This window comes from Microbacterium sp., from assembly GCF_031180975.1.
GTDB lineage: Bacteria > Actinomycetota > Actinomycetes > Actinomycetales > Microbacteriaceae > Microbacterium.
The window spans coordinates 72,949-94,105 of record NZ_JAPSLI010000010.1 but is presented as its reverse complement, the minus strand read 5'-3'; the positions used below and the strand labels follow the sequence as shown (position 1 = coordinate 94,105).

Here is a 21,157-nt window from a genome sequence, read left to right as displayed (position 1 = left end):
ACGCCGGGGATTCACCCCCCGCACGTAGACCAGTAGCCATGACCGTCAGCATTGGAAGCCGCGTGATCGGCGGAGGCCGTCCCACCTATGTCATCGCCGAGATCGGCCTGAACCACAACGGGGACGTCGAGATCGCCAAGCGGCTCATCGACGTCGCCAGGGAGGCCGGCGCCGACGCCGTCAAGTTCCAGAAGCGCACGCCCGAGATCGCGACCCCCGAGCACATGCGCGACGTGCCCCGCGAGACGCCGTGGGGCACCATGAGCTACCTCGACTACCGCCGCCGCGTTGAGTTCGACCGCGACCAGTACATCGAGATCGGCGACTACGCCACGCTCGCCGGACTGCACTGGTTCGCCTCCCCCTGGGATGTGCCGAGCGTGGACTTCCTGGAGGACCTGAACGTCGTCGCGCACAAGGTCGCCTCGGCCGGCCTCACGGATACCGAACTGCTCGAGGCGCTGCGGGCGACCGGCAAGCCGGTCATCCTCTCCACCGGCATGTCGACCATGGACCAGATCGACCGCGCCCTCGACACCCTCGGCACGGACCGCACGATCGTCATGCACGCCACCTCCACGTACCCGATGGAGCCCGGCGAGGCGAACCTGAAGATGATCGCCACCCTCCGCGACCGCTACCCCGGCATCCCGGTCGGCTACTCCGGGCACGAGCGCGGCCTGCAGATCTCCCTCGCCGCCGTCGCCCTCGGGGCGGTCGCGGTGGAACGGCACATCACGCTCGACCGGGCGATGTGGGGCTCGGACCACGCCGCCTCGCTTGAGCCGGGCGGGTTTGAGCGTCTCGTCCGCGACATCCGCGTCATCGAGGAGGCCCTCGGCGACGGCGTGAAGCGGGTGTACCCCGGCGAGCTCGCGCCGATGGCCAAGCTGCGGCGCGTGGGCGCATGACGTACCCCGGCACCCGCGCTCCGCGCCTGCGGGTCGTCGCGATCGCCGACGCCGATTCGTTCGTGAAGTGGTCGGCGGCGCTCATCGACCAGGTTCCCGACATCAGCCGACACCTGCTGCTGGTTCGCACGCCGCTCACCGTCAGCGAGGGGCAGAAGGATGCCGCCCTGGCCGGCACCGGAATCGCCGAGGATCCGGCATCCGTCACCCGCCTGCCCTTCGCCGAGGTCACCGGCTGGCTGGGCAGGGACCGTCCCGACGTCGTCGTGCTCGCCGGGCGCGCGCCGTTCGTGCGGCTGCTGGGCCGTGAGATCGACCGGCTCGCCCGCCGCCCGGTCGTGGTCAGCGGGATGCCGGGGATGTCGATCCCGGCGCTGCGCGGCGCGCTGGAGTACCGCCGGCACTGCGATCTGATGGTGGTGCACTCCCGGCGCGAGGTGGCGGCGTACTCCCGGCTCGGCCGCCAGATCGGCGTGCACGTGCCGATCGCCCTCGCCACCCTGCCCTTCGCGCGGGCGGCGCGGGACGCGGATGCCGGACAGCGCACCGACCTCGTCTTCGCCGCGCAGGCGCTGGTCCCGGGAACGCGCGAGGAGCGGCAGCGCATCGCGGAGATCCTGCGCTTCGCCGCCGTCGCCGACCCGCGACGACGGGTGGTGATCAAGCTGCGCTCGCGCCCCGGCGAGGTCGAGGCGCACGCCGAACGCGACGGCTACGCGGATCTGCTGGAGAACGCGCCCGAGAACCTGGTGCTTTCGTACGCGCCGATGTCGCAGGCCCTCGCCACCGCCGAGGGCCTGGTCACCGTCAGCTCGACCGCCGCCATCGAGGCCATGGCGCAGGGCGTGCCGGTGATCGCGCTCGACACGTTCGGGGTGCGGTCCGACCTGCTGAACCCGGTGTTCGAGGACAGCGGCGTGCTGGCGGGCGCCGACGACGTGATTGCGCGGCGGTTCCGGCATCCCGACCCCCGCTGGGCCGCGGCGAACTACTTCCACGACCCGCGCGAGTCGACCTGGTGGGAGCAGGTGCAGCAGCTGGTCGCTCTCCGTCGCCGCGGGATGCTGCCCCCGCGGACGGTACCGCGGCCGCGCGGCGGTGCGCTGCACCTGGCGTGGCACCGCAAGAGCGTGCTCGGATCGGAGGACCGCACGCTGAGCGGCGTGCTCGCCTACGCGGTCGGTGCGCCCGCGGCGCGGCTGATGCTCGCGATCAAGCGGCGCAGGAGAGCGGATGCCGCAGGCGCGGGGACCGACTTCACCCTGGCGCCCAGTCCGCTGGCGGAGCCGCTGCGGCGCCGGTCGCCTGCGGCCGCCGTGATCCGGTAGACTTACGTGGTTGTCTGCCCTCCGGCATCCGTCGGTCGGGGCGGACGACGTGCAAACACACCCTCCTGCTTCCGGGAAAGTCCCGGGAGCCGTTCTAGTCCGAAGGAGGTGGGTAAGTGACGCACCAGTACGAGCTCATGGTCATTCTGACCCCCGAGCTGGACGAGCGCCAGGTTGCCCCCAACCTCGACAAGTTCCTGAAGGTCATCACTAACGATGGTGGCTCGATCGACAAGGTCGACATCTGGGGCAAGCGCCGTTTCGCATACGAGATCAACAAGAAGAACGAGGGCATCTACGCCGTCGTGAACTTCACCGCCACGAGCCAGGCCACGCAGGAGCTCGACCGCCAGCTGAAGCTGAGCGAGCTCGTGTTCCGCACCAAGGTGCTGCGCGCCGAGGAGGCCCAGGCGATGGTGGCCGCAGAGGCCAAGCGCGCCGAGGAGAAGGCCGCCCGCAAGCCCAAGGTCGCGAAGGCCTAAGGCACCATGGCCGGCGAAACCGTCATCACCGTGGTGGGCAACCTCACGGCGGACCCCGAGCTGCGTTACACGCAGAACGGCCTGCCCGTGGCGAACTTCACCATCGCCTCTACGCCGCGCACCTTCGACCGCCAGGCCAACGAGTGGAAGGACGGCGAAGCGCTGTTCCTCCGCGCGTCGGTGTGGCGCGAGTTCGCCGAGCATGTGGCGGGCTCGCTGACCAAGGGCATGCGGGTCATCGCGCAGGGCCGTCTGCGTCAGCGTTCCTACCAGGACCGCGAAGGCAACAACCGCACGACGATCGAGCTCGAGGTTGACGAGATCGGTCCGTCGCTCCGTTACGCGACGGCACAGGTCACGCGGGCCGCATCCGGCGGCGGCGGCGGACAGTCGCGTCCGCAGCAGCAGGTCTCGGACGAGCCGTGGTCGACGCCCGGTTCGTCCAGCGCCGACGCCTGGAGCACTCCGGGCAGCTTCGGCGACGACACGCCCTTCTGATTCATCCCGGTCGTTGAGCGAGGGCCGCGGGCCCGAGACGAGACGCGCCGGACATTCATCTTCTTTAAGGAAAACTCATGGCTGGAAAGTCGAGCGGCGACCGCCGCAAGCCGCGGAAGGGCGCGAAGAACGCCGCTCCCGCGAAGTCGATCCGCGTGGGCGTCATTGACTACAAGGACGTCGCCACGCTTCGCAAGTTCATTTCGGAGCGCGGGAAGATCCGCGCCCGTCGTATCACCGGTGTCTCGGTGCAGGAGCAGCGTCTGATCGCCAAGGCGATCAAGAACGCGCGCGAGATGGCGCTCCTGCCTTACGCCGGCGCTGGCCGCTAAGGAGCACCGACATGGCAAAGCTGATTCTCACGAACGAGGTCGCCGGGCTCGGTAGCGCCGGCGACGTCATCGAGGTCAAGAACGGGTACGCCCGCAACTTCCTCATCCCGCAGGGCTACGCGGTCGCTTGGACCCGCGGTGGCGAGAAGCAGGTCGAGCAGATCCGTGCTGCTCGTCAGGCACGCGTCATCCACGACCTCGACGAGGCGAAGGCTCTCAAGGACAAGCTCGAGGGCACCAAGGTGCGCCTAGCCGTCAAGGCCGGCGCCGAGGGCCGCCTGTTCGGCTCGGTGAAGCCGGCCGACGTGGCCGACGCCGTCGCCGCAGCCGACCTGGGCTCCATCGACAAGCGCAAGGTTCACATCACCTCGCCGATCAAGTCGGTGGGCGAGCACGAGGCGACGATCCGTCTGCACGAGGACGTCACCGCCGTGATCACACTGCAGGTCATCGCCGCGAAGTAAGTCGCACAGCGGGCTGTTGTGCCCGCTCAGGACACCCCCGGATCTTCGGATCCGGGGGTGTTCTGCGTTCCGCAGGCCGTGGCGGGGGCGCGAAACGCCCGTGCGACGCGGCACTTGACTTTTCCCCAGGTTGTACACATCGACCAAGGCGTTCGAGCAACCTTCAATCTCTCGTTGAGGCTGATTTTCGTCCACAGGGTGAGGAACGGATAAAAACCTGTTCACGACGTTATTTCTGTCCAGAAATCAACTCTCTCCACCGAGTTCTCCACAGGGGTTCTGCACAGACACTCCGGCGTTCTCCGCAGGAAGTCCACAGAGTTATCCACAAGGACTGTTGCGGGGCTTGCGACCCGCTCCTAGCGTGGTCGAGACCGGATGTCCGAGGCCTGTGGTTCTCTTTGTGCCTGGTGGCAGGAACGCCTTCGGTCGCATCCGGACACGCGCGCCCGTCGGCGTGCATCCGCAGAGGGGGAGGAGCACTGTGTCGATCGCGGACATCTCGCAGGAACGTCTCGGCGGCTCTCGGCCGGCGGAGCGCACCCCGCCGCATGACCTGCTCGCCGAGCAGAGCGCGCTGGGCGGCATGCTGCTGTCGAAGGATGCCGTCGCCGACGTGATCGAGACCCTCAAGGGCGCAGACTTCTACATCCCGAAGCATGAGCTGATCTTCGAGGCGATCCTCTCGCTGTACTCGCACGGCGAGCCCACCGACGTGGTCGCCGTCACCGACGAGCTCATCAAGACCGGCGAGCTGGGCCGAGCCGGCGGTGCCGACTACCTGCACACGCTCACCTCGATCGTGCCGACCGCCGCCAACGCCGGCTACTACGCCAGCATCGTGTCGGAGCGGGCGATCCTGCGCCGTCTCGTCGACGCCGGCACCCGCATCGTGCAGCTCGGCTACGAGGGTCAGGGCGACGCCACCGACATCGTCAACAACGCGCAGGCCGAGATCTACTCGGTGACCGGTTCGGAGACCGCAGAGGACTACGTCCCGTTGACCGTCGCCGTCGACGCCGCCGTCGAGGAGATCGAGGCGGCCAACGGCCGTGACGGCACGATGACCGGCATCCCGACCGGCTTCCGCGAGCTGGACGAGCTGACCAACGGCCTGCACGGCGGTCAGATGATCGTCGTGGCCGCCCGGCCCGCGATGGGTAAGTCGACGCTCGCGCTGGACTTCGCGCGGGCTGCGTCGATCGGCCACAATCACCCGTCGATCTTCTTCTCGCTCGAGATGGGCAAGAGCGAGATCGCCATGCGTCTGCTCAGCGCAGAGGGCCAGATCCCGCTGCAGAACATGCGCAAGGGAACGCTCGACCCGCGCGACTGGACCACGGTGGCTTCCACGCGTGGCCGCATCAATGACGCCCCGCTCTATATCGACGACAGCCCGAACATGACCCTCGTCGAGATCCGGGCCAAGTGCCGCCGCCTCAAGCAGCGCGCCGGCCTGAAGATGGTCATCATCGACTACCTGCAGCTGATGACGAGCGGCAAGCGCGTCGAGTCGCGTCAGCAGGAGGTGTCGGAGTTCTCCCGCGCGCTGAAGCTGCTCGCGAAGGAGCTGCAGGTGCCCGTCATCGCCCTGTCGCAGCTGAACCGTGGTCCCGAGCAGCGCCAGGACAAGAAGCCCGCGATCAGCGACCTGCGCGAGTCCGGCTCGATCGAGCAGGATGCCGACATGGTGATCCTGCTGCACCGAGACTCGGTGTACGACAAGGACGTCCGTCCGGGCGAGGCCGACCTGATCGTCGCCAAGCACCGTAACGGCCCTACCGCGACCATCACCGTCGCGTTCCAGGGCCACTACTCGCGCTTCCACGACATGGCGCCGGGTGGGGACTTCAACTGAGCGCTGCTCGCGCATGCTCGGGTATATCTCCGGGACACCCGCTGGCAACCGGACTGGACGGCATCCGCTCGGGTCGGCGCCTATCCGAGTCGGCGTGATCGGCCGACGCTGGCTTCCGGCCTTCACCGGCATCGATGCGGCCGACTTCGTCGTCGCCGCCACGGCCACTCTGCTCGATGCGCGCCTGCTCACTCGCAACGTGAAGCACTTCCCGATGTTCGAGGGACTCGCCGCACCGTACTGACCACCCCGCGGAACATCCTCACCTCCACCCCGCAACCCCCTTCACGCTCGCCGCACCGGCGCGCCTACCCTGGCACGTTCACCGAAGGAGGAGTCCCATGGACCAGCAGGGCGACGTCATCACCATGTCGAAGCGCGGGCAGTGGGTGAACCGCGTCGAGGGCGAGGAGGAGCTCTCGCAGGATACGCCACGAAGGAGGAGGCGGTCACCGCCGGCCGGCAGATGGCCGAGGCCGCCGGCACCCGCCACCGCGTGATCGACAGCGAGCCGACCGGTGTGGTCACCGACGAGCAGGATCCCCACAACGTAGACCAGAACGCCGACCACGCCGACGACGGCGGCGGCGACGAACCGATCGAGGTCAAGGACCTCCCCTGATCGAAGGAGACGCCGATGCAGACCCTGACCGTGGACTTCATCTGCTCGCTCGACGGCTACGGCGCCGCCGAGGGCTGGCCGGGGTGGTGGGGGCTGGAGAGCCCCGAATACCTGGACTGGCTGGACGCACACCCCGACAAGGACGCCCCGCTGCTGATGGGTGCCACCACCTACCGGGTGATGTCCGCACTGACGGCCGGCGGCGAACCGGGCACGGACGTGCTGAACGGCATCCGGAAGTACGTCTTCTCGTCCTCGCTCGAGGAGCCGCTCACCTGGCAGAACTCGACGCTGGTGCGCACGGATGCCGTCGAGTACGCGCGTCGGCTGAAGGAGGAGTCCGACCGGCCGCTACGCACGATCGGCAGCATCGCGCTGTGCCGGTCCCTGCTGGTCGCCGGGCTCGTCGACCGCTACCGGGTGGTGTTCTTCCCGGTGATCACGGGCGCGACCGGCCTGGACCGGATCTTCGACGGCTACCCCGACGTCATGCTCGAGCTCGTCGAGGCGCGCACGTTCGACAACGGCATCCAGCTGCTCGAGTACGTCCCGACCGTGCTCGACGGACCTCCCGGGCGCTGACGAGCCGCCTCACACCAGCCGCTGTATCGCCTGCAGCGGGATGCCGATCCATTCCGGCCGGTTGCGCGATTCGTAGATCGCCTCGTAGACGGCCTTGTCCAGCTCCAGCGCGTCGAGCAGCGGTTGCTGCGCGCCCAGATCCGACCCCGACGCCTTCGCGTACCCGGCGAGGAAGGCCGCGCGGGCGGCATCCACCCAAGCCCGCAGCGCGGCGATGGACAGTTCGGGCAAATCCAGTTCGAGAGTGCCGGCGATGTAGTCGAACGACCGCAGCGCGCCGGCGATGTCGCGGACGGCGAGATCTGGCAGTGCGCGCTCCTCCATGGGCCGCATGGGTTCGCCCTCGAAATCGAGCAGCACCCAGCCGCGGCCGGGCATGAGGATCACCTGCCCGAGGTGGTAATCCCCGTGCACGCGCTGCAGGCTCGGCCAGGTGCAGTCCATCGCGTGGGCGTACACCGCGTCGATGGCATCCCGCACCCCGCCCAGAGAAGGCACCTCCTCGGCCGCGATCGACAGCCGCCGCTGCCACGTCGCGGCGATCGCGGCACGCTCTGCGTCGGTCGTGGGCGTCGACCCGAACAGCTCCGCGAGCGACACGTGCACCTCCGCGGTCGCGGTGCCCAGGTCGTGGGCGCGCTGCGTGAAGTCCTCCCCGCCGGCGGCGGCCCGCAGAGCGACGCGCCAGGCGTCCTCGACGCCGGGAAGGAACTCCTGCGCGAACGCGAGCGAACCCTCGACCACCTCGCCGGTCTGCGGATGCGGCCAGCTGCCCGCCACCGACCCGACCGCGCCCGGGACGTGCTGCGATCCTGAGGCGGCCAGCGCCGTCTGCAGCTCGATGTCGGGATTCACCCCCGGATGCAGCTGCCGGAACACCTTGCAGATGATCGGCCGCACGCCCGCGCCGTCCCGGTACACGATCGACGTGTTCGACTGTTCGCCGTCGAGCACCGCCGCCTCGTAGGTCGCTTCGGGCGGAGCGGATGCCGGAACCCCGCGCGCCGTCGCCCGCTCACCCGCGCCCTCGCCGCCCCGCGTCACCAGCCGCAGCAGCGCCTCGGCGTAGGCGGGGTCGAACGGGCCGTCCAACAGCGTCGTACCCGGCTCGGGGCTGCCCACCACGTGCGCGCTCCCGGGATCCACGGTGGAGGTGGGCCGTGCCACCACGGGCACCTGATACAGCACGACGGGATGGGCACCCTCGTCGGCGACCAGCAGCGTGGTGATCACCGCGCGCTGCCCGGTCTGCGCGAACGGATCGGGCAGGCTCCAGGCGGCCACCAGCCGCAGCTGTGGCTCCCTGCCCTTCGCGGAGTACCAGCGCTGCGCCGGCATCCACGCCGTGAGACACGCCAACGTGCTGTCCATACCTGCGACAGTAGGGCCAGGAGAACGGCGATGTCGATGCCGGGCCGAGCGTCGTCACACCGACGGCCTGCCTCAGGACTCCGACGGCTTAAGCGGCAGGCGGGGGCCGTGGTTCCACGCGAGGATCGCCGGCTGCTCCCGGTAGAAGCCCAGTACGGACACCGACCCGGCATCCAACGTGATCATGGCGCCGAACCGGGGAGCCTGGCGCAGGAACACCGCGGTGAGGATGCGCAAGTAGTGTCCGTGCGCGATCAGCGCCACATCTCCCTCCGCCATGGCAGGCAGCACACGGGTGAGCACCCGTGAGGCGCGCGCAGCCACCTCCTCGACCGTCTCGCCGGGTGTGTCCCCCCGCACCACGCCGTGCGTGAATGCGCTCCAGTTGTAGCCGAGCTCGGCGCGGATCTCGCTGGTCGTGCGGCCCTCGTACCCGCCGTAGTCCCACTCCACGAGCAGCGGGTCGACACCGGCGTCGAGCCCGGCCAGTTCGGCGGTGCGTCGGGCGCGCTGCAGCGGCGAACTCAGCACCAACCCGAAGTCGTAGTCGCGCACCAGCTCGCCCGCGGCCCGCGCCAGATCCTCGCCGCGCGCGGTGAGTGGGATGTCGGTGCGCCCCGTGTGCCGGCCGGTGCGCGACCATTCCGTTTCGCCGTGCCGGAGCAGCACCAGCTTGCCCTGCGGGTTGTCCGGGGCCGGGTGGTCGGGCAGCGGGTCGGGAAGGTCCACCAGGCCACGCTACTCCGGGTCGTGCCGGTCAGACGAGGCGCGCGGTGTGCTGCATCCTGGTGCGCACGTCGTACAGCTCGTTGCCGCCGATCGGCCGAGCGCCGGGGATGCCGGAGCGCAGCACCGTCCGCAGCGCGCTGCGCCGCACGACCGCCACCGGCACGCCGCGCACCGACCCGAGCGTGGTCGCGGGCACGTCGAGATGGTCGTCCGGGAGGATCAGGATCGCCCCGCCGAACCGCACCCGCGCGGCGCGAGCCACGAACCGCATCCGCCGCAGCAGGTCCGCGACCGGTGTGCTGCCGCCGACGGTCCGACCGATCACCTCGCCCTGACGGAACCGCACCGACTCCCCGAAGTCCTCCGAGGTCAGCGCGTACAGGCCGGACGGGCTGAGCACGACGTGGTCGAGCACCTCGGCATCCTCACCCGCCCCGGCCGCGACCGCGTGCCAGGCGGTGAAGCCCATGCCGAGCTCCTGCACCGCGAGCGCCGTCGCCTCCTCGGCCAGCGCGTCGGCCAGCATCCGCCGCGCCTCCCACGGCGCCTGCCGCACCACCGCCGGGTCGTACGCCTCGGCGGCCGTCACCGCATGCCCAAGGTGTGCCGCGAGCAGGTCCAGGTAGCGGCGGCGTCGCCAGCCTCCGGGCCGTCCGTGCATCTGTGCGCGCGGACGCGTGCCGGTGCGCGCCGCCGCTGCGCTCGCCGCCCAGTGCGGCTCGGCGCGACCCCGGTCGTACGCGGCGCGGCCCTCCGGGGTGCCGACCAGCTCCCACGCCCGCTGCACCCGGATGAACAGCGCCGCGTCGCCACCGGTGTCGGGATGCGTCTCGCGCAGCCGCAACCGGTAGGCGCGGCGCAGGTCGTCGTCGGCGGCGTCCGGCGCGACGCCGAGCACCTCGTACGCCGAGGCGGAGAGCGGACTGTCGAACATCGCCCTCCTCGAGCCGTCCGGACGCGGCGGTCAGAGATCAGGCTAGTGCGCTCAGCCGGATGCCGGTGGCGGGGCGGGCTCGTCCCAGCCCTGCTGCGGGGTGGCGCAGGTGCCGCGGAACACGTACTGCGACGGTAGCTTGCGCTCGCTGCTGGTCCAGTCGATGGCCGGCCGACGCTGCTCGGCCGGCACGTATCCGAGCCGGTACACCGCCATCAGCTCGAGCTCGGGCGGCACCTCGAGAAGCCGTTCGATCTCGGCCCATCGGCCCGGCACCTCCATCGGGAACGAGATGAACTGGATGCCCATCCCGAGCTCGACCGTCGTCAGCCAGATGTTCTCCATGGCGGCGCCCATGCTGAACACGGAGTAGAACGCCGACAGCTCGCCCGGGCGGTACTCCGACCGGTCGAGCATGACCCCGAGCAGCAGCGGCGAACCCGCCACGAGCCTGCGGTTCTCGTCGCCGAGGGTCTGCGGGATGCGCAACGCGTTCATGAGCTTCTGTCCGCGCGACGTGAACACCTGACCCGTGAACGGTCGCAGCGGCGCGGGCAGGCGGTCGAACAGCATCCCGTCGCGGCGACGCTCCATCTCCTGCTTGCTGAAGCGGAAGTACGGCTTGTACCGCTCGAAGAACGTGCCATTCGACATCGCCTCGGTCATGCTCTCGCCACTGATGCGCGCTATCTGCTCGATCGTGTCGCGCTCCTCGACGATCACGAAGCGCCACGGCTGGCTGTTCAGCTGCGACGGCGCGCGCCCGGCGACCTCCATGAGCAGGCGCTGGTGCTCCTCACTCACCGGGTCGGGCAGGAACGGCCCGTTCGTGGTCTTGCGTCGGCGGATGACATCCAGGAACTCCATCAGCTCTCCCTCCGGGCCAGTGCGGCGGCGACCACGAACGAGGGCGCGGCCGCCAGCGCGACGGCGGCGTGCCGCCAGGTGCGTCTGGCCGTGCGCGGCAGCACGGACAGCGGCACGACCGCGGCAGCGAGCGCGAAGGCGGCGGCGCGTCGCTCGACGACCGCCGCGAGCAGCGCCAGCGCTCCGAGCGTCGACGTGGCGACGAACAGGGCGTGGTGCACCCAGCGGATCCGTCGGGTGTCGATCAGGCGGGCGGCGACCGCGGTGCCGAACATCGTGTTCGCCGTGTAGCTCGCCAGCGCCGCGGTGGTCAGGGCCCTGGTGAGCGGACCTCGGCGTGCCGGCGGCGTCATCGCTCCAGGCTAACCGCCACCGGTGCGGGCACGCGGGTCACGCGACCGGCTGCCGCAGGATCGTGCGCAGCTTCTCCGGCGCCGTCCGCCGCGCGTCGCTGAGGTAGATCTCGTGGTGCCGCCCCGTCATCCGCAGTCCCTGCGCGGGGATGAACTCGTGGTGCATCCGGTCGAGCGTCTCCGCCTCGGCGTCGTACGGCCCGACGTGCAGGATCTGCACGCAGCGGCCCTCGTCGAGTCGCTCCAGACGCACCTCGTCAAGGCGGGGTGTGCCGCCCTTGGCGCGGATGCCGTCGCGCACGGCATCCAGCTGCGTCGCCGACAGCCAGTCCGGCGTGAGGATCATCACGGTCCAGTGCCATTGCGACTTGTCGCGCGCCGTCGTGAAGGCGTCCATGTCGTCGGCCCACCACAGCGCCTCCAACGGAGGCACGACGTAGTCACGGCCCAGCTCCCGTTTGCTGAGGAATTTCAGCGCATACGCCGCCGGGTAGATCGAGGCGAGCGCATCGGCGTACGACGGCGCGGTGTTCGGGTCGCCGCGGCCGTCGATCATCAGATACTGCAGCGGCGGCACGGTGATCACGTCGAACCGCCCGCGCGCTGCGCGGTAGGCCGCGATCTCCTTCTTCGGATCGACCTTCACGCGCACCCCCTGATCTGCGCCCGAGCCTAGCCGTGGACGGCGCCGCGGACCTGGAACGCGCGTACGCTCGATGCCATGGCCGGCATCCACGTCGCCCCCGAGACTGTGGCCCGCGTGCGCGCGGCCATGCACGCCGCCTCGCGGCCGCTCTTCCTCCCGCGCGAGGTGCGTCACCTCGCCGGCGCCGATCGCCCTGTGATGATCGGGTGGGACGCCACCAACTCCCAGCCGTCGACCGTCGAGCGGATGCTGCAGCTGTTGAAGGTGCACGACGGAGCCCGCGTGCTCGACGTCGGCAGCGGTTCGGGCTGGACCACCGCGATCCTCGCCGTGCTCGCCGGCCCGGAGGGCACGGTCATCGGAGTGGAGATCGTCCCCGAGCTCGTCCGGTTCGGCCGGGAGCGGCTGGCCGAGGCGTGGTCGGTCGCCCTCGCGGATGCCGGAGCCCCGCGCCCCGAGATCCGGCAGGCCACTGCGGGCGCCCGTGGGCTGCCGGACGAGGCGCCCTTCGACCGCATCCTGGTATCCGCGGCGGCGACCAGCCTGCCGTCGGAGCTCGCCGCGCAGCTCGCCGAGGGCGGGCGGATGGTCGTCCCCGTCGCCGGTGTCATGACGGTCGTCGACCGGCGCGGCGAGAACCTGCGCGTGCGGCGCGACGACGGCCTGTACAGCTTCGTCCCGCTCCAGGAGTAGTCGCCCGCGTCACGCCTCCTGCAGGAACTCCAGCGCCGCCTCGCGGAACACCCGGGATCCGGGCGCGTTGAAGTGGTGCCGGCCGGGGATCTCGAGGAAGCGCGCCTGCGGCGCCGCCTCGGCGAGGCGCCGGGAGCCCTCGATCACGGCATCCTCGCTGCCGGTCGCGAACAGCACCGGCTGGGTCGGAGCGGTCGAGGGGTCCGGATCGATGGAGCGCGACGCCCGCATGCCACGCGCCAGCGCGAGCAGCGCCTCGAGGTCGTTGCCGGGGACGCGCTCGGTGAGGGCGATGTAGTTCTTGGTCGGCCCGTCGGTCACCGGGGTGCCGTCGGCGATGTAGCGGCGCACCTGTTCGATGTCGAGGCGCGCCAGCGGCGTGCCGTCGGGCACTCCGCCGAGCACCGCGCGCGGGATGCGCTCGCCGAGGTTGCGCGCCACCTGCCAGCCCACGCGCGCACCGAGCGAATAGCCGAGGTAGAACGCGGTGTCGATGAGGAACGTGTCGAGCACCGACTCGATGTCCGATGCCAGCGTGCGCACGGTGTACCCCTCGGCGTCGTGCGGCTTCTCGCTGGCGCCGTGCCCGCGCTGGTCCACGGCCAGGATCCGGTAGCCGGCCTTCTCCAGCATCCGCACCCAGCCGGTGAGCACCCAGTTGTCGCGAGCGCTCGACGCGAAGCCGTGCACCAGCAGGACGACCGGGCCGTCCGGGTCGCCCCAGGAGTACGTCGCGAGTCCGACGCCGTCGCCCACCTCCACGCGCTGCGGGGCGGGCATCCGGGTCAGGTCTGCAAGAGGGACGGCCACTTCTCCATCATGCTCCTGCCTGCGCGTCGGCGCGCTCGCCGCGCGAGTGGGGAACCGCTCCGACCCGAGCGACGGCCTCGGTGCGGATGCCGTGCCCGAAGCGGAACGTCGGGTCGGCCGAGTCGAATGGCACGTCCTCCCGCGAGGCCTCCACCGCCGCCATGGACGACGGGATATCGAACGGAAGGGTACCCGTGAACGGCGCGCGGCCGGTCAGGGCGTCGAGCACGACGGCATCCGAGGTGCCGAAGTCGCCCACCAGGGTCGTGGCGATCTCCGCCAGCGGCGCCAGCACGGCCGGACGCTCCAGGAAGACCGCGATGTGCACCGGCGCGTGCGCGGCGTAGCCGCGCAGCAGGCCGATCGTGCCCTCGGTGAACTCCAGCGACCCGCCGCGGAAGAAGTCGCCCAGCGAGCCTCGCCCCGGCTCGTGCGGGCAGTCGCGCCGCACGATGATCGCGTCCGCGAGTGCGGGCGAGTCCACGATCTCGTTCGGCAGGTCCGCGCCCTCCGCGGACAGCCCGTCCAGGAAAAGCCGAGCGGATGCCGGGATCGGCGCCGCATCCTTCCGTGAGAGCAGCACGAGGGACTCGCGCTGCGCCTGCCGACCGGCCTCGAGCAGCTCCGGTGATCCACAGACCGTCCGCGCCGACTCGACGTCCACACGGCGGTGCTCGAACGCGCCGAGCCGGAACTTCTCGCTCAGCAGGCGCCGCACCGACTCGTCCAGCCGAGCCTCGGCGATCTGACCGGCGTCGACCAGCTCCTCGATCAACGCCGGATTGCGGTCGCCGCCGAACTGGTCGACGCCCGCGTCCAGCGCGATGCGGGTCCGCTCGAGGGGCGTGCGGTCCTCCAGGCCCCAGCCGTTCGGGCCGAACTCGATGCCGCCCACCTGGGTCGACTCGAGAAGATTCCAGTCTGTGACGACGATTCCGTCGAACCCCAGGCGCCGACGCAGGATCCCCTTCACCACGGGCTCGTTGAAGCCGAAGCCGACCTCGGGCCAGTCGGTGCCGACCGGCTTTCCGTAGTAGGTCATCACCTGGGTGGCTCCGGCCGCGAACGCCTTGATGAACGGCTCGATGTGCAGCTCCTGCTGCCCGCCGGGGTACACCTGCTCAGGGTAGCGGGGGTCGTGGGCGTCGTCACCGCGCAGCTGCGGACCGCCCCCGGGGAAGTGCTTGACGACGGCCGCCACCGACTTCGGGCCGAGCGCGGCTCCGCCGCGCAGCGCCTCGATGAACGCCACCGTGAGCTCGGCGACCCGGGCCGGGTCCTCGCCCCAGGTGCCGAAGCCGCGCGACCAGCGCGGCTCGCTGAAGATGTCGGCCATCGGACCCAGGTACACGCGGATGCCCATCGCCAGGAACTCCCGGCGGATGGCGTCGGCGTAGGCGCGTGCCGCCCCGACTGTGCCGATCGCCGCGATCCCCGTTGTCTCCGGCCACCGCGACAGGCTGTCCAGAGCCTGCCCGGTGAACGGGTTGTCGCGGAACCCGTGGCGAGGGTCGGACGACAGCGTCACCGGGATGCCGAGCCGCGTGCTCTCCGCCATCTCCTGCAGGGTGTTGTGCCATGCCGCCACGGCCGCGGAGTCGTCGCCGCCGAGCACGTTGAAGTGCGAGATGCCACGGGCGACGACGTCCTCCTCGGCCACCGCCCGTGCGACGGTGTCGTCGCCGGGCTGCGTCGACGGATGGAACATCAGCGCCGCCTTCTCGGCGACGGTCATCCGCCCCAGCAGGTCCTCGACGCGCTGACGGATCGGAAGGTCGGGGTCGAGATAATCAGCCATTCGGGTCCTCCTACTTCGTGGCCTTGATGAACGCGAGCGGGACGAGTCCCGCGAGCGACAGGACGGCGCCGGCGATCAGCAGTGCCGGGTAGTTGGCCTGACCACCGCCGATGCCGAGCAGCAGCGGCGCCGCGAACGGCATGATCGAGAACGGCAGCGTGTACGCGATGTTCGTCACGCCGAGGTCGCGGGCAGAGGAGCTCGGGTCGTTCATCGTCGCGATCGCCAGGCCGATGTAGGTGCCGGAGAGCACACCCGTCCCCAGGCCGGTGGCGATGGTGACCGCGAGCAGGTAGGGAGTGACCTCGGTGGTGAAGGAGAGCATCGTGGTGCCCAGCGCGATGAGCACGGCTGCGGCGCCCATCAGGACCTTGCGGCGGCCGGTGCGGTCGTTGAGCCATCCGATGAACGGGGCGATCACGGTGGCAAGCACGCCGGGGATGACGTAGGCGAGCGTGATCACGCCCCCGATCGCCTCCTCGGTCACGTTGACCCGGTCCTGCAGGATGTACACGGTGTAGGTGCCGACCACGGCGATGCCGCAAGAGACGAGGAACATCGTCACCAGGAACTTCGCGAAATCGGGCGACCGGCGCGGGTCGACGTAGAAGCTGCCGAAGAACTCGGCGACCCCGAACGGTGCCGGGGTGAGGTCTCGCGAGTCGTCGCCGCGCAGCAGCCAGAGCAGGATGCCGCAGAAAACGAGTGCGATCAGCACGGGGAGCCCGAACTGGGCGAGCATGTTCGTGGGGAACCACTGCACGAAGTACACGCCGACGACCAGCGATGCCGATGAGGCCATCCCGGAGAGCGCCCCTACCAGGCCCTGCTGCGCGACCGGCACCCGGTCGGCGACGACGGCGAGGGCGGCGGCGATGGAGGCGTTGATGAAGGCCTGCATGATGATCCAGCCGAGCAGGAGCATCGGGAAGGAGCTGCTCAGGGCGATGACGAGGGCACCGCCCATCGTGCCGAGCAGGCCGACCACGATCCACGGACGGCGGCGCCCGAAACGGCTGCGGGTGCGATCGCTGAGCCGCCCGAAGAACGGATTGGCGAGCAGCGCGACGAGCGTTCCGACGCCGGACGCAATGGAGTAGCTGGTCGTCTTGCCCTCCGGATCGATCTCGGAGATGCGAAGCGCGATGGTCACCGACGCGGGAAGCATGATCGACATCCAGATGCCGAACAGGGCGAGGGCGTAGACCGTGATGAACACGGGCCCTACGCGCCGCACGGGGGCGGTTGCCGGCGACGCGCCGGTGAGTGACGTCTCGGTCACGGGACTCTCCTTTGAGCGATCAGTGTCGGGTAGTGTGGAATCGTTTCCGGAAACGTTTCCGGTATGGTTCACCTAGAGTACGAGTGGCTGGTACGACGCGTCAAGAGGGGGCGTATGGCAACGGGAAGAGCGACGCTCGCCGACGTGGCGCGTGCAGCCGGCGTCGGCCTCGCCACCGTGTCGCGCGCGCTCAACGGCCGACCGGATGTCAGCGAGGAGACCACCGAGCGGGTCCGCCGCGCCGCGGCGGCACTCGGCTACCGTCCGTCCGGCACTGCGAGGGCTCTGCGGCGCGGCTCCTTCGCCGCGCTGAGTGCCGTGGTGCACGATCAGGTGTGGGGATGGTGGGAGCCCGTGCTGAGGGCCGCCGCATCGGCGACCGCGGAGGCAGGGATGCATCTCTTCGTGCACCCCGTGACATCCGGGGGCGACGCGACGGACGTCATCGCCGGCCTCGCGAACGTTCCGACTGAGGGCGTGATCGTGATGGGCGTACCGCATCAGGAGGCGCTTCGCGAGGAGTGCACGCGCATCGGGTTGCCCGTCGTCGCCCTCGACGACAGCGCGCACACACTGCACCTTCCGACGATCAGCGCGAGGAACCGAGCCGGCGCGCGCCGCATGACGGAGTACCTGATCCAGCAGGGGCACCGCCGCATCGTCTTCGTCGGCGGTTCGACCGACGAGTTCGTGCCTTCGTGGGGCGAGGGGCTGTTCGTCGAGGAACGCCTCGCCGGCTACCGTGAGGCGCTGGCGGCCGCCGGCATCCCGTTCCGCGACGAACTGGTGACCGGGTGGGCCGACCCCGAGGACGAGTCGACCGCGCTCGTAGGCCAGCTCGAGGAGCTGCTGCGCTCGGGGGTCACGCCGGATGCCGTCTTCTGCATCGCGGACCTCGTCGCGCCCGCTGTGCTGCGCACGCTCTCCGCGCACCGGCTCTCCGTGCCTGCGGATGTCGCGGTGGCCGGCTTCGACGACGAGCGCGCTGCGCTCATCGTGGACCCGCCGCTCACCACGATGCGGCAGCCCTACGAGGAGATGGGCCGCTTGGCCGTGGAGCTTCTGCAGCGCGAGATCCGCGGCGAAGCGCTGCCCGTGCGCCGGTTCGAGCTCGATGCCGAACTCGTCGAACGCGAATCCACCAGGCGGGCAGCGAACTCACGCGTCTGAGCGGTCGTCGTCCTCGCCTTCGGCCTGCGACGGCCGCGGTCGCTGCGGGTCGGGGTGCTCATCCGTGCGGTCCTGGTCCTCGCCCTCGGCCTGGCTCGGGTGCTCGGGCTGGTCGAGCGGCTGCTCGGGTGCGCCGTCGCGGTTCGTGCTGTCCATGAGATCTCCTTCGTCCGTGTCGTTCACGCCGGGGAGCCCGGCGCGGTCTGATCGGCGGGCCAGCGCAGCGCCGCCCACGGGGCGGCGGCGCGGTTGTCCGACCTCGCCTCGGCCTCGTCCAGGTCCTCCTCGTCGAACACCACCCGCGCGCCGGTGAGCACGGCGGCCCGCGCCAGCGCCTCGAGGACGGGCAGCGGCGTACCCGTCGCGTCGAACGCGTCGGCCTCGGCCACAGCCACCCACGGCTCGGCGTCCAGAGCGAGCAGCGTCGCGTCGCCGTCCGACATCCGCGGGTCCAGCACGAGTGTGTCGACCTGCGCCTGTTGCAGGGCGGCGACCACGTCAGCGACTCCGGTCGCGCCCTCCCTGGCGTCCGCCACCGCGGCCCGCTCGCGCGCCTGGGCCACCTCGCCACGCCGGGCACCCGCCAGTGTGTCGTCGATGGCGTCACGCAGCCGGGTGTCATCCGAGCCGGCGGCGCGCGTGTCGGCATCCACTTCCACCACCAGCTCACGGCTTGCGCCGTCGAGCCGCTCCAGCAGCAGCTGGCGTGCCCGCACGTCGCCCGAGACGAAGACGTGCTCGGGCCGCCGCTCGCGCACCAGCCGGTTCACGGCGTAGGCCACCTCGGACTGGTTGTGCTGCCAGTGATCCTCGGCGTGGCGCTGGTAGCGGCTGTGCGACCAGCCGCCGGCCTGCACCTTGGTGATCATCTCGTTCTCGCCCTCGACCTCCTGGGTGGTCTCGGGTCCGGCGCGACCGACCCGTTCGACGGTCAGCCGGGCGCCATCGCGTTCGGTCTCCACGACGAGGATGCGTCGCTCGGCGGACAGGTGACGCAGCAGCGGGACGATCTCCGGATACCCGCCGTGGACGACGCACTCCTGCCCGAGCCGGGCGGCGTCGAACGCCTCGTCGACGACCACCTCGCCGTCGCGGACCAGCAGCCACCGCGCGGACGGCGCGGACACGTCCTCGCCGGACGAGAGCGCCGCCGTCACGGCATCCGCGTCGGCCTCGGGCGCGCCGGCCTGCAGCAGGCGATCCTTCAGCGAGCGCATGCGGCTCTCCACGGATCCGGGGGGCTCGCCCTGAGGCCCGTCGGTGTACACGCAGGTCCAGGCGGCGGGCGTCGCGATCAGCCGTTCCAGCTCATCGATCCGCATCGTCGTCTCCCTCCAGGTCGTCGACCTCGGCCCTGGTGTCACCGAGTTCGTCGGCGAGGGTGTCGTCGTGCGAGAAGGCGTCCTGCACCTCCTGAGGGTCGGTGTCGTCGGGCAGCGGCTCCGTCTCGCGGAACGGCTCGGCGTGCGGCGCCCCGTGGCCCTGCACCATGCCCTGCGCCTCGTGCTTCATCTGCTCGTCCAGCTCGGGCCCGTGCGTCGTGTTGCCGCGCTGTGCGTCACTCATCTCGGCCTCCTTCGTGCGTACGACTCGATATACGGCCCGACGCTAGGCGCGCTCCTCGAGGCGGCACACCCGGTTGACGGGCCGGATGCCGGTCGCTAGCCCGCCGAAACGCAACCTCTCGCTTGCCCTTGATACGCAAGCAACAACTTGCATATGCTGTGGGCATGGGTGATGTCTTCCGTGCGCTGGCCGACCCGACGAGGAGGCTGATCCTCGATGAGCTCACCGAGCGCGACGACCAGACGCTGTTCGAGATCTGCTCGCGCCTGATGACCAAACACGGGAGCACGTCGAGCCGCCAAGCGATCTCGCAGCACCTGGCCGTGCTCGAGGAGGCCGACCTCGTGCGCTCCCGTCGCGCCGGCCGCACCAAAGTCCATCGCCTGAACCCCGAGCCGCTCCGCTCGCTGACCGCGCGCTGGCTCACCGACACCGGAGGAGAATGAACATGCACGCCAGGATCCAGGTCACCAGCGTCTTCGTGGACGACCAGCAGAAGGCTCTCGACTTCTACACCCAGAAGCTCGGCTTCCTGCCGAAGACCGACGTCCCGGCCGGCGAGTACCGCTGGCTGACGGTCGTCGGCGCAGATGCGCCGGACGGCGTCGAACTGCTGCTCGAGCCCGACGACCACCCCGCCGCTCAGGCCTACAAGAAGGCGATCGTGGAGGACGGCATCGTCGCCGCCACGTTCGGCGTCGACGACGTCTTCGCGGCGCACCGCGAGCTGGAGGCACAGGGCGTCGTCTTCACGCAGCCGCCCACGGCGATGGGGCCCATGAACACCGTCGTCCTCGACGACACCTGCGGCAATCTCATCATGCTCGCGAGTCCGGCCTGAGCAAATCGACCAGCTGCCCCTCCACCCGCCGTGACGGGTCCACGACGACCCCCTCGTCGTACAGATCGAACAGTCGGGGGTCGATGTAGCTCGCCCTGGCCACGGTGGGGGTGTTGCCGAGCACCGTGGCCGCCTGCCGCACCGCGCTCGCCGCGGCGCGCTTGCGGGCGGCCGCGGTCGCCTTCGGGCCCGCCTCGGCGAGGGCCACAGCCGCAGCGATCGTGCCGTGCAGGGTGCGGAAGTCCTTGGCGGTGAAATCGCCGCCGGTGCGCCGGCGCACGTCCTCGTTGATGTCGGTGGCGTGCAGCGGATGCCATCCGCGGTCGTCCTGCCAGGCCAGCAGAAGCGCCCGCGGCCCGCGCCGCTTCAGCCCGGCGATGAGCTCGGCGAGCTCGGGGTCGTCGATCTCGGACTCCCACGGCTGACCGCTCTTGCCCGGGAACCGCAGTTCCACCACACGCCCGCCGCGCACCGCCGCGTGCGCGCCGCGCAGCGTGACCAGACCGATGCTGCCGTGCGCCTTCGCGTACTGCTCGGACCCGACGCGCAGCAGCGCGCTGTCCAGCATCCGGAAGGCGCCGGCCAGCACCCGTTCGCGGCTGTAGCCGTCCAGCCGCAGGTCGCGGGTCACCCCGCCGCGCACCGCCGGCATGACCTGCGCGAGCTGCAGCATCCGCTCGAACTTCTCCTTGGCCATGCGCTCGTGCCAGGCCGGGTGGTACAGGTACTGCCGCCGGCCGGCGGCGTCGATCCCGGTGGCCAGGATGTGTCCGTTCTCGTGTGGGCACAGCCACACCTCAGTCCACGCCGGCGGCACGGCGAGGGCGCGGAACCTGTCGAGCACTGCCGGATCCTCGACGCGGGTGCCGTCGGCGGCCCGATACTCGAAGCCACGTCCGCGGCGCAGTCGACGGATGCCCGGCCCGTGCGGATCGCTCCGTCTCAGTCGCGTCATGGGTACACGAGTACCCGGCGCCCGAACGCGGCGCAAGCCCCTCGGAGTGCTGCTGCGCGATGCTC

The 21,157-nt window shown here is 70.5% G+C and carries 27 protein-coding genes; 14 read left to right on the top strand and 13 right to left on the bottom strand.

What is annotated here, in order from left to right:
- Nucleotides 1-38: 38 nt before the first annotated feature.
- From RIF65_RS13345 to RIF65_RS13300, 10 genes are all read left to right on the top strand, one after another.
- Entirely contained in the window at nucleotides 39-911 is an 873-nt protein-coding gene (locus RIF65_RS13345; RefSeq protein WP_309066014.1) for an N-acetylneuraminate synthase family protein, read from the top strand.
- Nucleotides 908-2,239, top strand: a complete 1,332-nt coding sequence (locus RIF65_RS13340) for a DUF6716 putative glycosyltransferase (protein ID WP_309066015.1) — start codon at nucleotides 908-910, stop codon at nucleotides 2,237-2,239. The genes RIF65_RS13345 and RIF65_RS13340 overlap by 4 nt, the downstream gene beginning before the upstream one ends.
- A gap of 116 nt (nucleotides 2,240-2,355) precedes the next feature.
- Nucleotides 2,356-2,721 (top strand): 30S ribosomal protein S6, encoded by a 366-nt coding sequence (gene rpsF / locus RIF65_RS13335; RefSeq protein ID WP_309066016.1) that lies wholly within the window; start codon nucleotides 2,356-2,358, stop codon nucleotides 2,719-2,721.
- 6 nt (nucleotides 2,722-2,727) lie between these two features.
- Entirely contained in the window at nucleotides 2,728-3,219 is a 492-nt protein-coding gene (locus tag RIF65_RS13330; protein ID WP_309066017.1) for a single-stranded DNA-binding protein, read from the top strand.
- Between the two features lie 77 nt (nucleotides 3,220-3,296).
- Nucleotides 3,297-3,551 (top strand): 30S ribosomal protein S18, encoded by a 255-nt coding sequence (gene rpsR / locus RIF65_RS13325; RefSeq protein ID WP_040168021.1) that lies wholly within the window; start codon nucleotides 3,297-3,299, stop codon nucleotides 3,549-3,551.
- An 11-nt stretch (nucleotides 3,552-3,562) separates the two neighbouring features.
- Entirely contained in the window at nucleotides 3,563-4,015 is a 453-nt protein-coding gene (rplI, locus tag RIF65_RS13320) for a 50S ribosomal protein L9 (protein WP_309066018.1), read from the top strand.
- 484 nt (nucleotides 4,016-4,499) lie between these two features.
- On the top strand, nucleotides 4,500-5,873 hold the full coding sequence (dnaB, locus tag RIF65_RS13315; protein ID WP_309066019.1) for a replicative DNA helicase: 1,374 nt from the start codon (nucleotides 4,500-4,502) through the stop codon (nucleotides 5,871-5,873).
- A 94-nt stretch (nucleotides 5,874-5,967) separates the two neighbouring features.
- The gene (locus tag RIF65_RS13310) at nucleotides 5,968-6,117 is read left to right on the top strand and encodes a hypothetical protein (RefSeq protein ID WP_309066020.1); all 150 of its coding nucleotides are present in this window, start codon (nucleotides 5,968-5,970) and stop codon (nucleotides 6,115-6,117) included.
- 141 nt (nucleotides 6,118-6,258) lie between these two features.
- Complete coding sequence (locus RIF65_RS13305; protein WP_309066021.1) at nucleotides 6,259-6,495, top strand: hypothetical protein; 237 nt, start codon at nucleotides 6,259-6,261, stop codon at nucleotides 6,493-6,495.
- 15 nt (nucleotides 6,496-6,510) lie between these two features.
- Nucleotides 6,511-7,077 carry a dihydrofolate reductase family protein gene (locus RIF65_RS13300; RefSeq protein WP_309066022.1) on the top strand — a complete coding sequence of 189 codons (567 nt, stop codon included), beginning with the start codon at nucleotides 6,511-6,513 and terminating at the stop codon, nucleotides 7,075-7,077.
- A gap of 9 nt (nucleotides 7,078-7,086) precedes the next feature.
- Here RIF65_RS13300 and RIF65_RS13295 read toward each other — a convergent pair whose 3' ends face one another.
- The 6 genes from RIF65_RS13295 to RIF65_RS13270 all read right to left on the bottom strand — a co-directional run bounded on the left by RIF65_RS13295 (nucleotide 7,087) and on the right by RIF65_RS13270 (nucleotide 11,977).
- Nucleotides 7,087-8,448: a maltokinase N-terminal cap-like domain-containing protein gene (locus tag RIF65_RS13295; RefSeq protein ID WP_309066023.1), complete on the bottom strand. Its 1,362-nt coding sequence runs from the start codon at nucleotides 8,446-8,448 to the stop codon at nucleotides 7,087-7,089.
- 72 nt (nucleotides 8,449-8,520) lie between these two features.
- Nucleotides 8,521-9,177 carry a histidine phosphatase family protein gene (locus RIF65_RS13290; RefSeq protein ID WP_309066024.1) on the bottom strand — a complete coding sequence of 219 codons (657 nt, stop codon included), beginning with the start codon at nucleotides 9,175-9,177 and terminating at the stop codon, nucleotides 8,521-8,523.
- Nucleotides 9,178-9,205: 28 nt separating this feature from the next.
- The gene (locus RIF65_RS13285) at nucleotides 9,206-10,111 is read right to left on the bottom strand and encodes a J domain-containing protein (RefSeq protein WP_309066025.1); all 906 of its coding nucleotides are present in this window, start codon (nucleotides 10,109-10,111) and stop codon (nucleotides 9,206-9,208) included.
- A 51-nt stretch (nucleotides 10,112-10,162) separates the two neighbouring features.
- Nucleotides 10,163-10,978 carry a nitroreductase family protein gene (locus RIF65_RS13280; RefSeq protein WP_309066026.1) on the bottom strand — a complete coding sequence of 272 codons (816 nt, stop codon included), beginning with the start codon at nucleotides 10,976-10,978 and terminating at the stop codon, nucleotides 10,163-10,165.
- The gene (locus RIF65_RS13275) at nucleotides 10,978-11,331 is read right to left on the bottom strand and encodes a hypothetical protein (protein ID WP_309066027.1); all 354 of its coding nucleotides are present in this window, start codon (nucleotides 11,329-11,331) and stop codon (nucleotides 10,978-10,980) included. The genes RIF65_RS13280 and RIF65_RS13275 overlap by 1 nt, the downstream gene beginning before the upstream one ends.
- Nucleotides 11,332-11,368: 37 nt before the next feature.
- Nucleotides 11,369-11,977, bottom strand: a complete 609-nt coding sequence (locus RIF65_RS13270; RefSeq protein ID WP_309066028.1) for a GyrI-like domain-containing protein — start codon at nucleotides 11,975-11,977, stop codon at nucleotides 11,369-11,371.
- A 75-nt stretch (nucleotides 11,978-12,052) separates the two neighbouring features.
- On the opposite strand from RIF65_RS13270, the gene RIF65_RS13265 reads away from it, so the two are divergent.
- Entirely contained in the window at nucleotides 12,053-12,670 is a 618-nt protein-coding gene (locus tag RIF65_RS13265) for a protein-L-isoaspartate O-methyltransferase family protein (protein WP_309066029.1), read from the top strand.
- A gap of 9 nt (nucleotides 12,671-12,679) precedes the next feature.
- Here the strand turns inward: RIF65_RS13265 and RIF65_RS13260 are convergent, their stop codons facing one another.
- From RIF65_RS13260 to RIF65_RS13250, 3 genes are read right to left on the bottom strand one after another with little or no spacing between them, the layout of a single operon-like run.
- Nucleotides 12,680-13,450 carry an alpha/beta fold hydrolase gene (locus tag RIF65_RS13260; RefSeq protein WP_375142202.1) on the bottom strand — a complete coding sequence of 257 codons (771 nt, stop codon included), beginning with the start codon at nucleotides 13,448-13,450 and terminating at the stop codon, nucleotides 12,680-12,682.
- Between the two features lie 37 nt (nucleotides 13,451-13,487).
- Complete coding sequence (locus tag RIF65_RS13255; protein ID WP_309066031.1) at nucleotides 13,488-15,278, bottom strand: glycoside hydrolase family 3 protein; 1,791 nt, start codon at nucleotides 15,276-15,278, stop codon at nucleotides 13,488-13,490.
- A 10-nt stretch (nucleotides 15,279-15,288) separates the two neighbouring features.
- On the bottom strand, nucleotides 15,289-16,560 hold the full coding sequence (locus RIF65_RS13250) for an MFS transporter (protein ID WP_309066032.1): 1,272 nt from the start codon (nucleotides 16,558-16,560) through the stop codon (nucleotides 15,289-15,291).
- A 114-nt stretch (nucleotides 16,561-16,674) separates the two neighbouring features.
- Here RIF65_RS13250 and RIF65_RS13245 point away from each other — a divergent pair, with 114 nt between their 5' ends.
- Nucleotides 16,675-17,730, top strand: a complete 1,056-nt coding sequence (locus tag RIF65_RS13245; RefSeq protein ID WP_309066033.1) for a LacI family DNA-binding transcriptional regulator — start codon at nucleotides 16,675-16,677, stop codon at nucleotides 17,728-17,730.
- On the opposite strand, the gene RIF65_RS13240 is transcribed toward RIF65_RS13245, so the two are convergent.
- Genes RIF65_RS13240 through RIF65_RS13230 form a run of 3 tightly spaced genes read right to left on the bottom strand, consistent with a single transcriptional unit; the run spans nucleotide 17,719 to nucleotide 19,296 of the window.
- On the bottom strand, nucleotides 17,719-17,886 hold the full coding sequence (locus RIF65_RS13240; protein WP_309066034.1) for a hypothetical protein: 168 nt from the start codon (nucleotides 17,884-17,886) through the stop codon (nucleotides 17,719-17,721). The two genes, RIF65_RS13245 and RIF65_RS13240, sit on opposite strands and share 12 nt — an antisense overlap.
- 23 nt (nucleotides 17,887-17,909) lie before the next feature.
- Nucleotides 17,910-19,052, bottom strand: coding sequence for a baeRF2 domain-containing protein (locus tag RIF65_RS13235; protein WP_309066035.1), 1,143 nt, complete (start codon nucleotides 19,050-19,052; stop codon nucleotides 17,910-17,912).
- Nucleotides 19,039-19,296 (bottom strand): hypothetical protein, encoded by a 258-nt coding sequence (locus RIF65_RS13230; protein ID WP_309066036.1) that lies wholly within the window; start codon nucleotides 19,294-19,296, stop codon nucleotides 19,039-19,041. The genes RIF65_RS13235 and RIF65_RS13230 overlap by 14 nt, the downstream gene beginning before the upstream one ends.
- 164 nt (nucleotides 19,297-19,460) lie before the next feature.
- Between RIF65_RS13230 and RIF65_RS13225 the strand changes: the two genes are divergently transcribed.
- Complete coding sequence (locus RIF65_RS13225; RefSeq protein ID WP_309066037.1) at nucleotides 19,461-19,742, top strand: ArsR/SmtB family transcription factor; 282 nt, start codon at nucleotides 19,461-19,463, stop codon at nucleotides 19,740-19,742.
- Nucleotides 19,743-19,744: 2 nt separating this feature from the next.
- On the top strand, nucleotides 19,745-20,137 hold the full coding sequence (locus RIF65_RS13220; protein ID WP_309066038.1) for a VOC family protein: 393 nt from the start codon (nucleotides 19,745-19,747) through the stop codon (nucleotides 20,135-20,137).
- On the opposite strand, the gene RIF65_RS13215 is transcribed toward RIF65_RS13220, so the two are convergent.
- Complete coding sequence (locus RIF65_RS13215) at nucleotides 20,115-21,092, bottom strand: DNA topoisomerase IB (RefSeq protein WP_309066039.1); 978 nt, start codon at nucleotides 21,090-21,092, stop codon at nucleotides 20,115-20,117. The genes RIF65_RS13220 and RIF65_RS13215 overlap by 23 nt on opposite strands.
- Nucleotides 21,093-21,157: the final 65 nt, after the last annotated feature.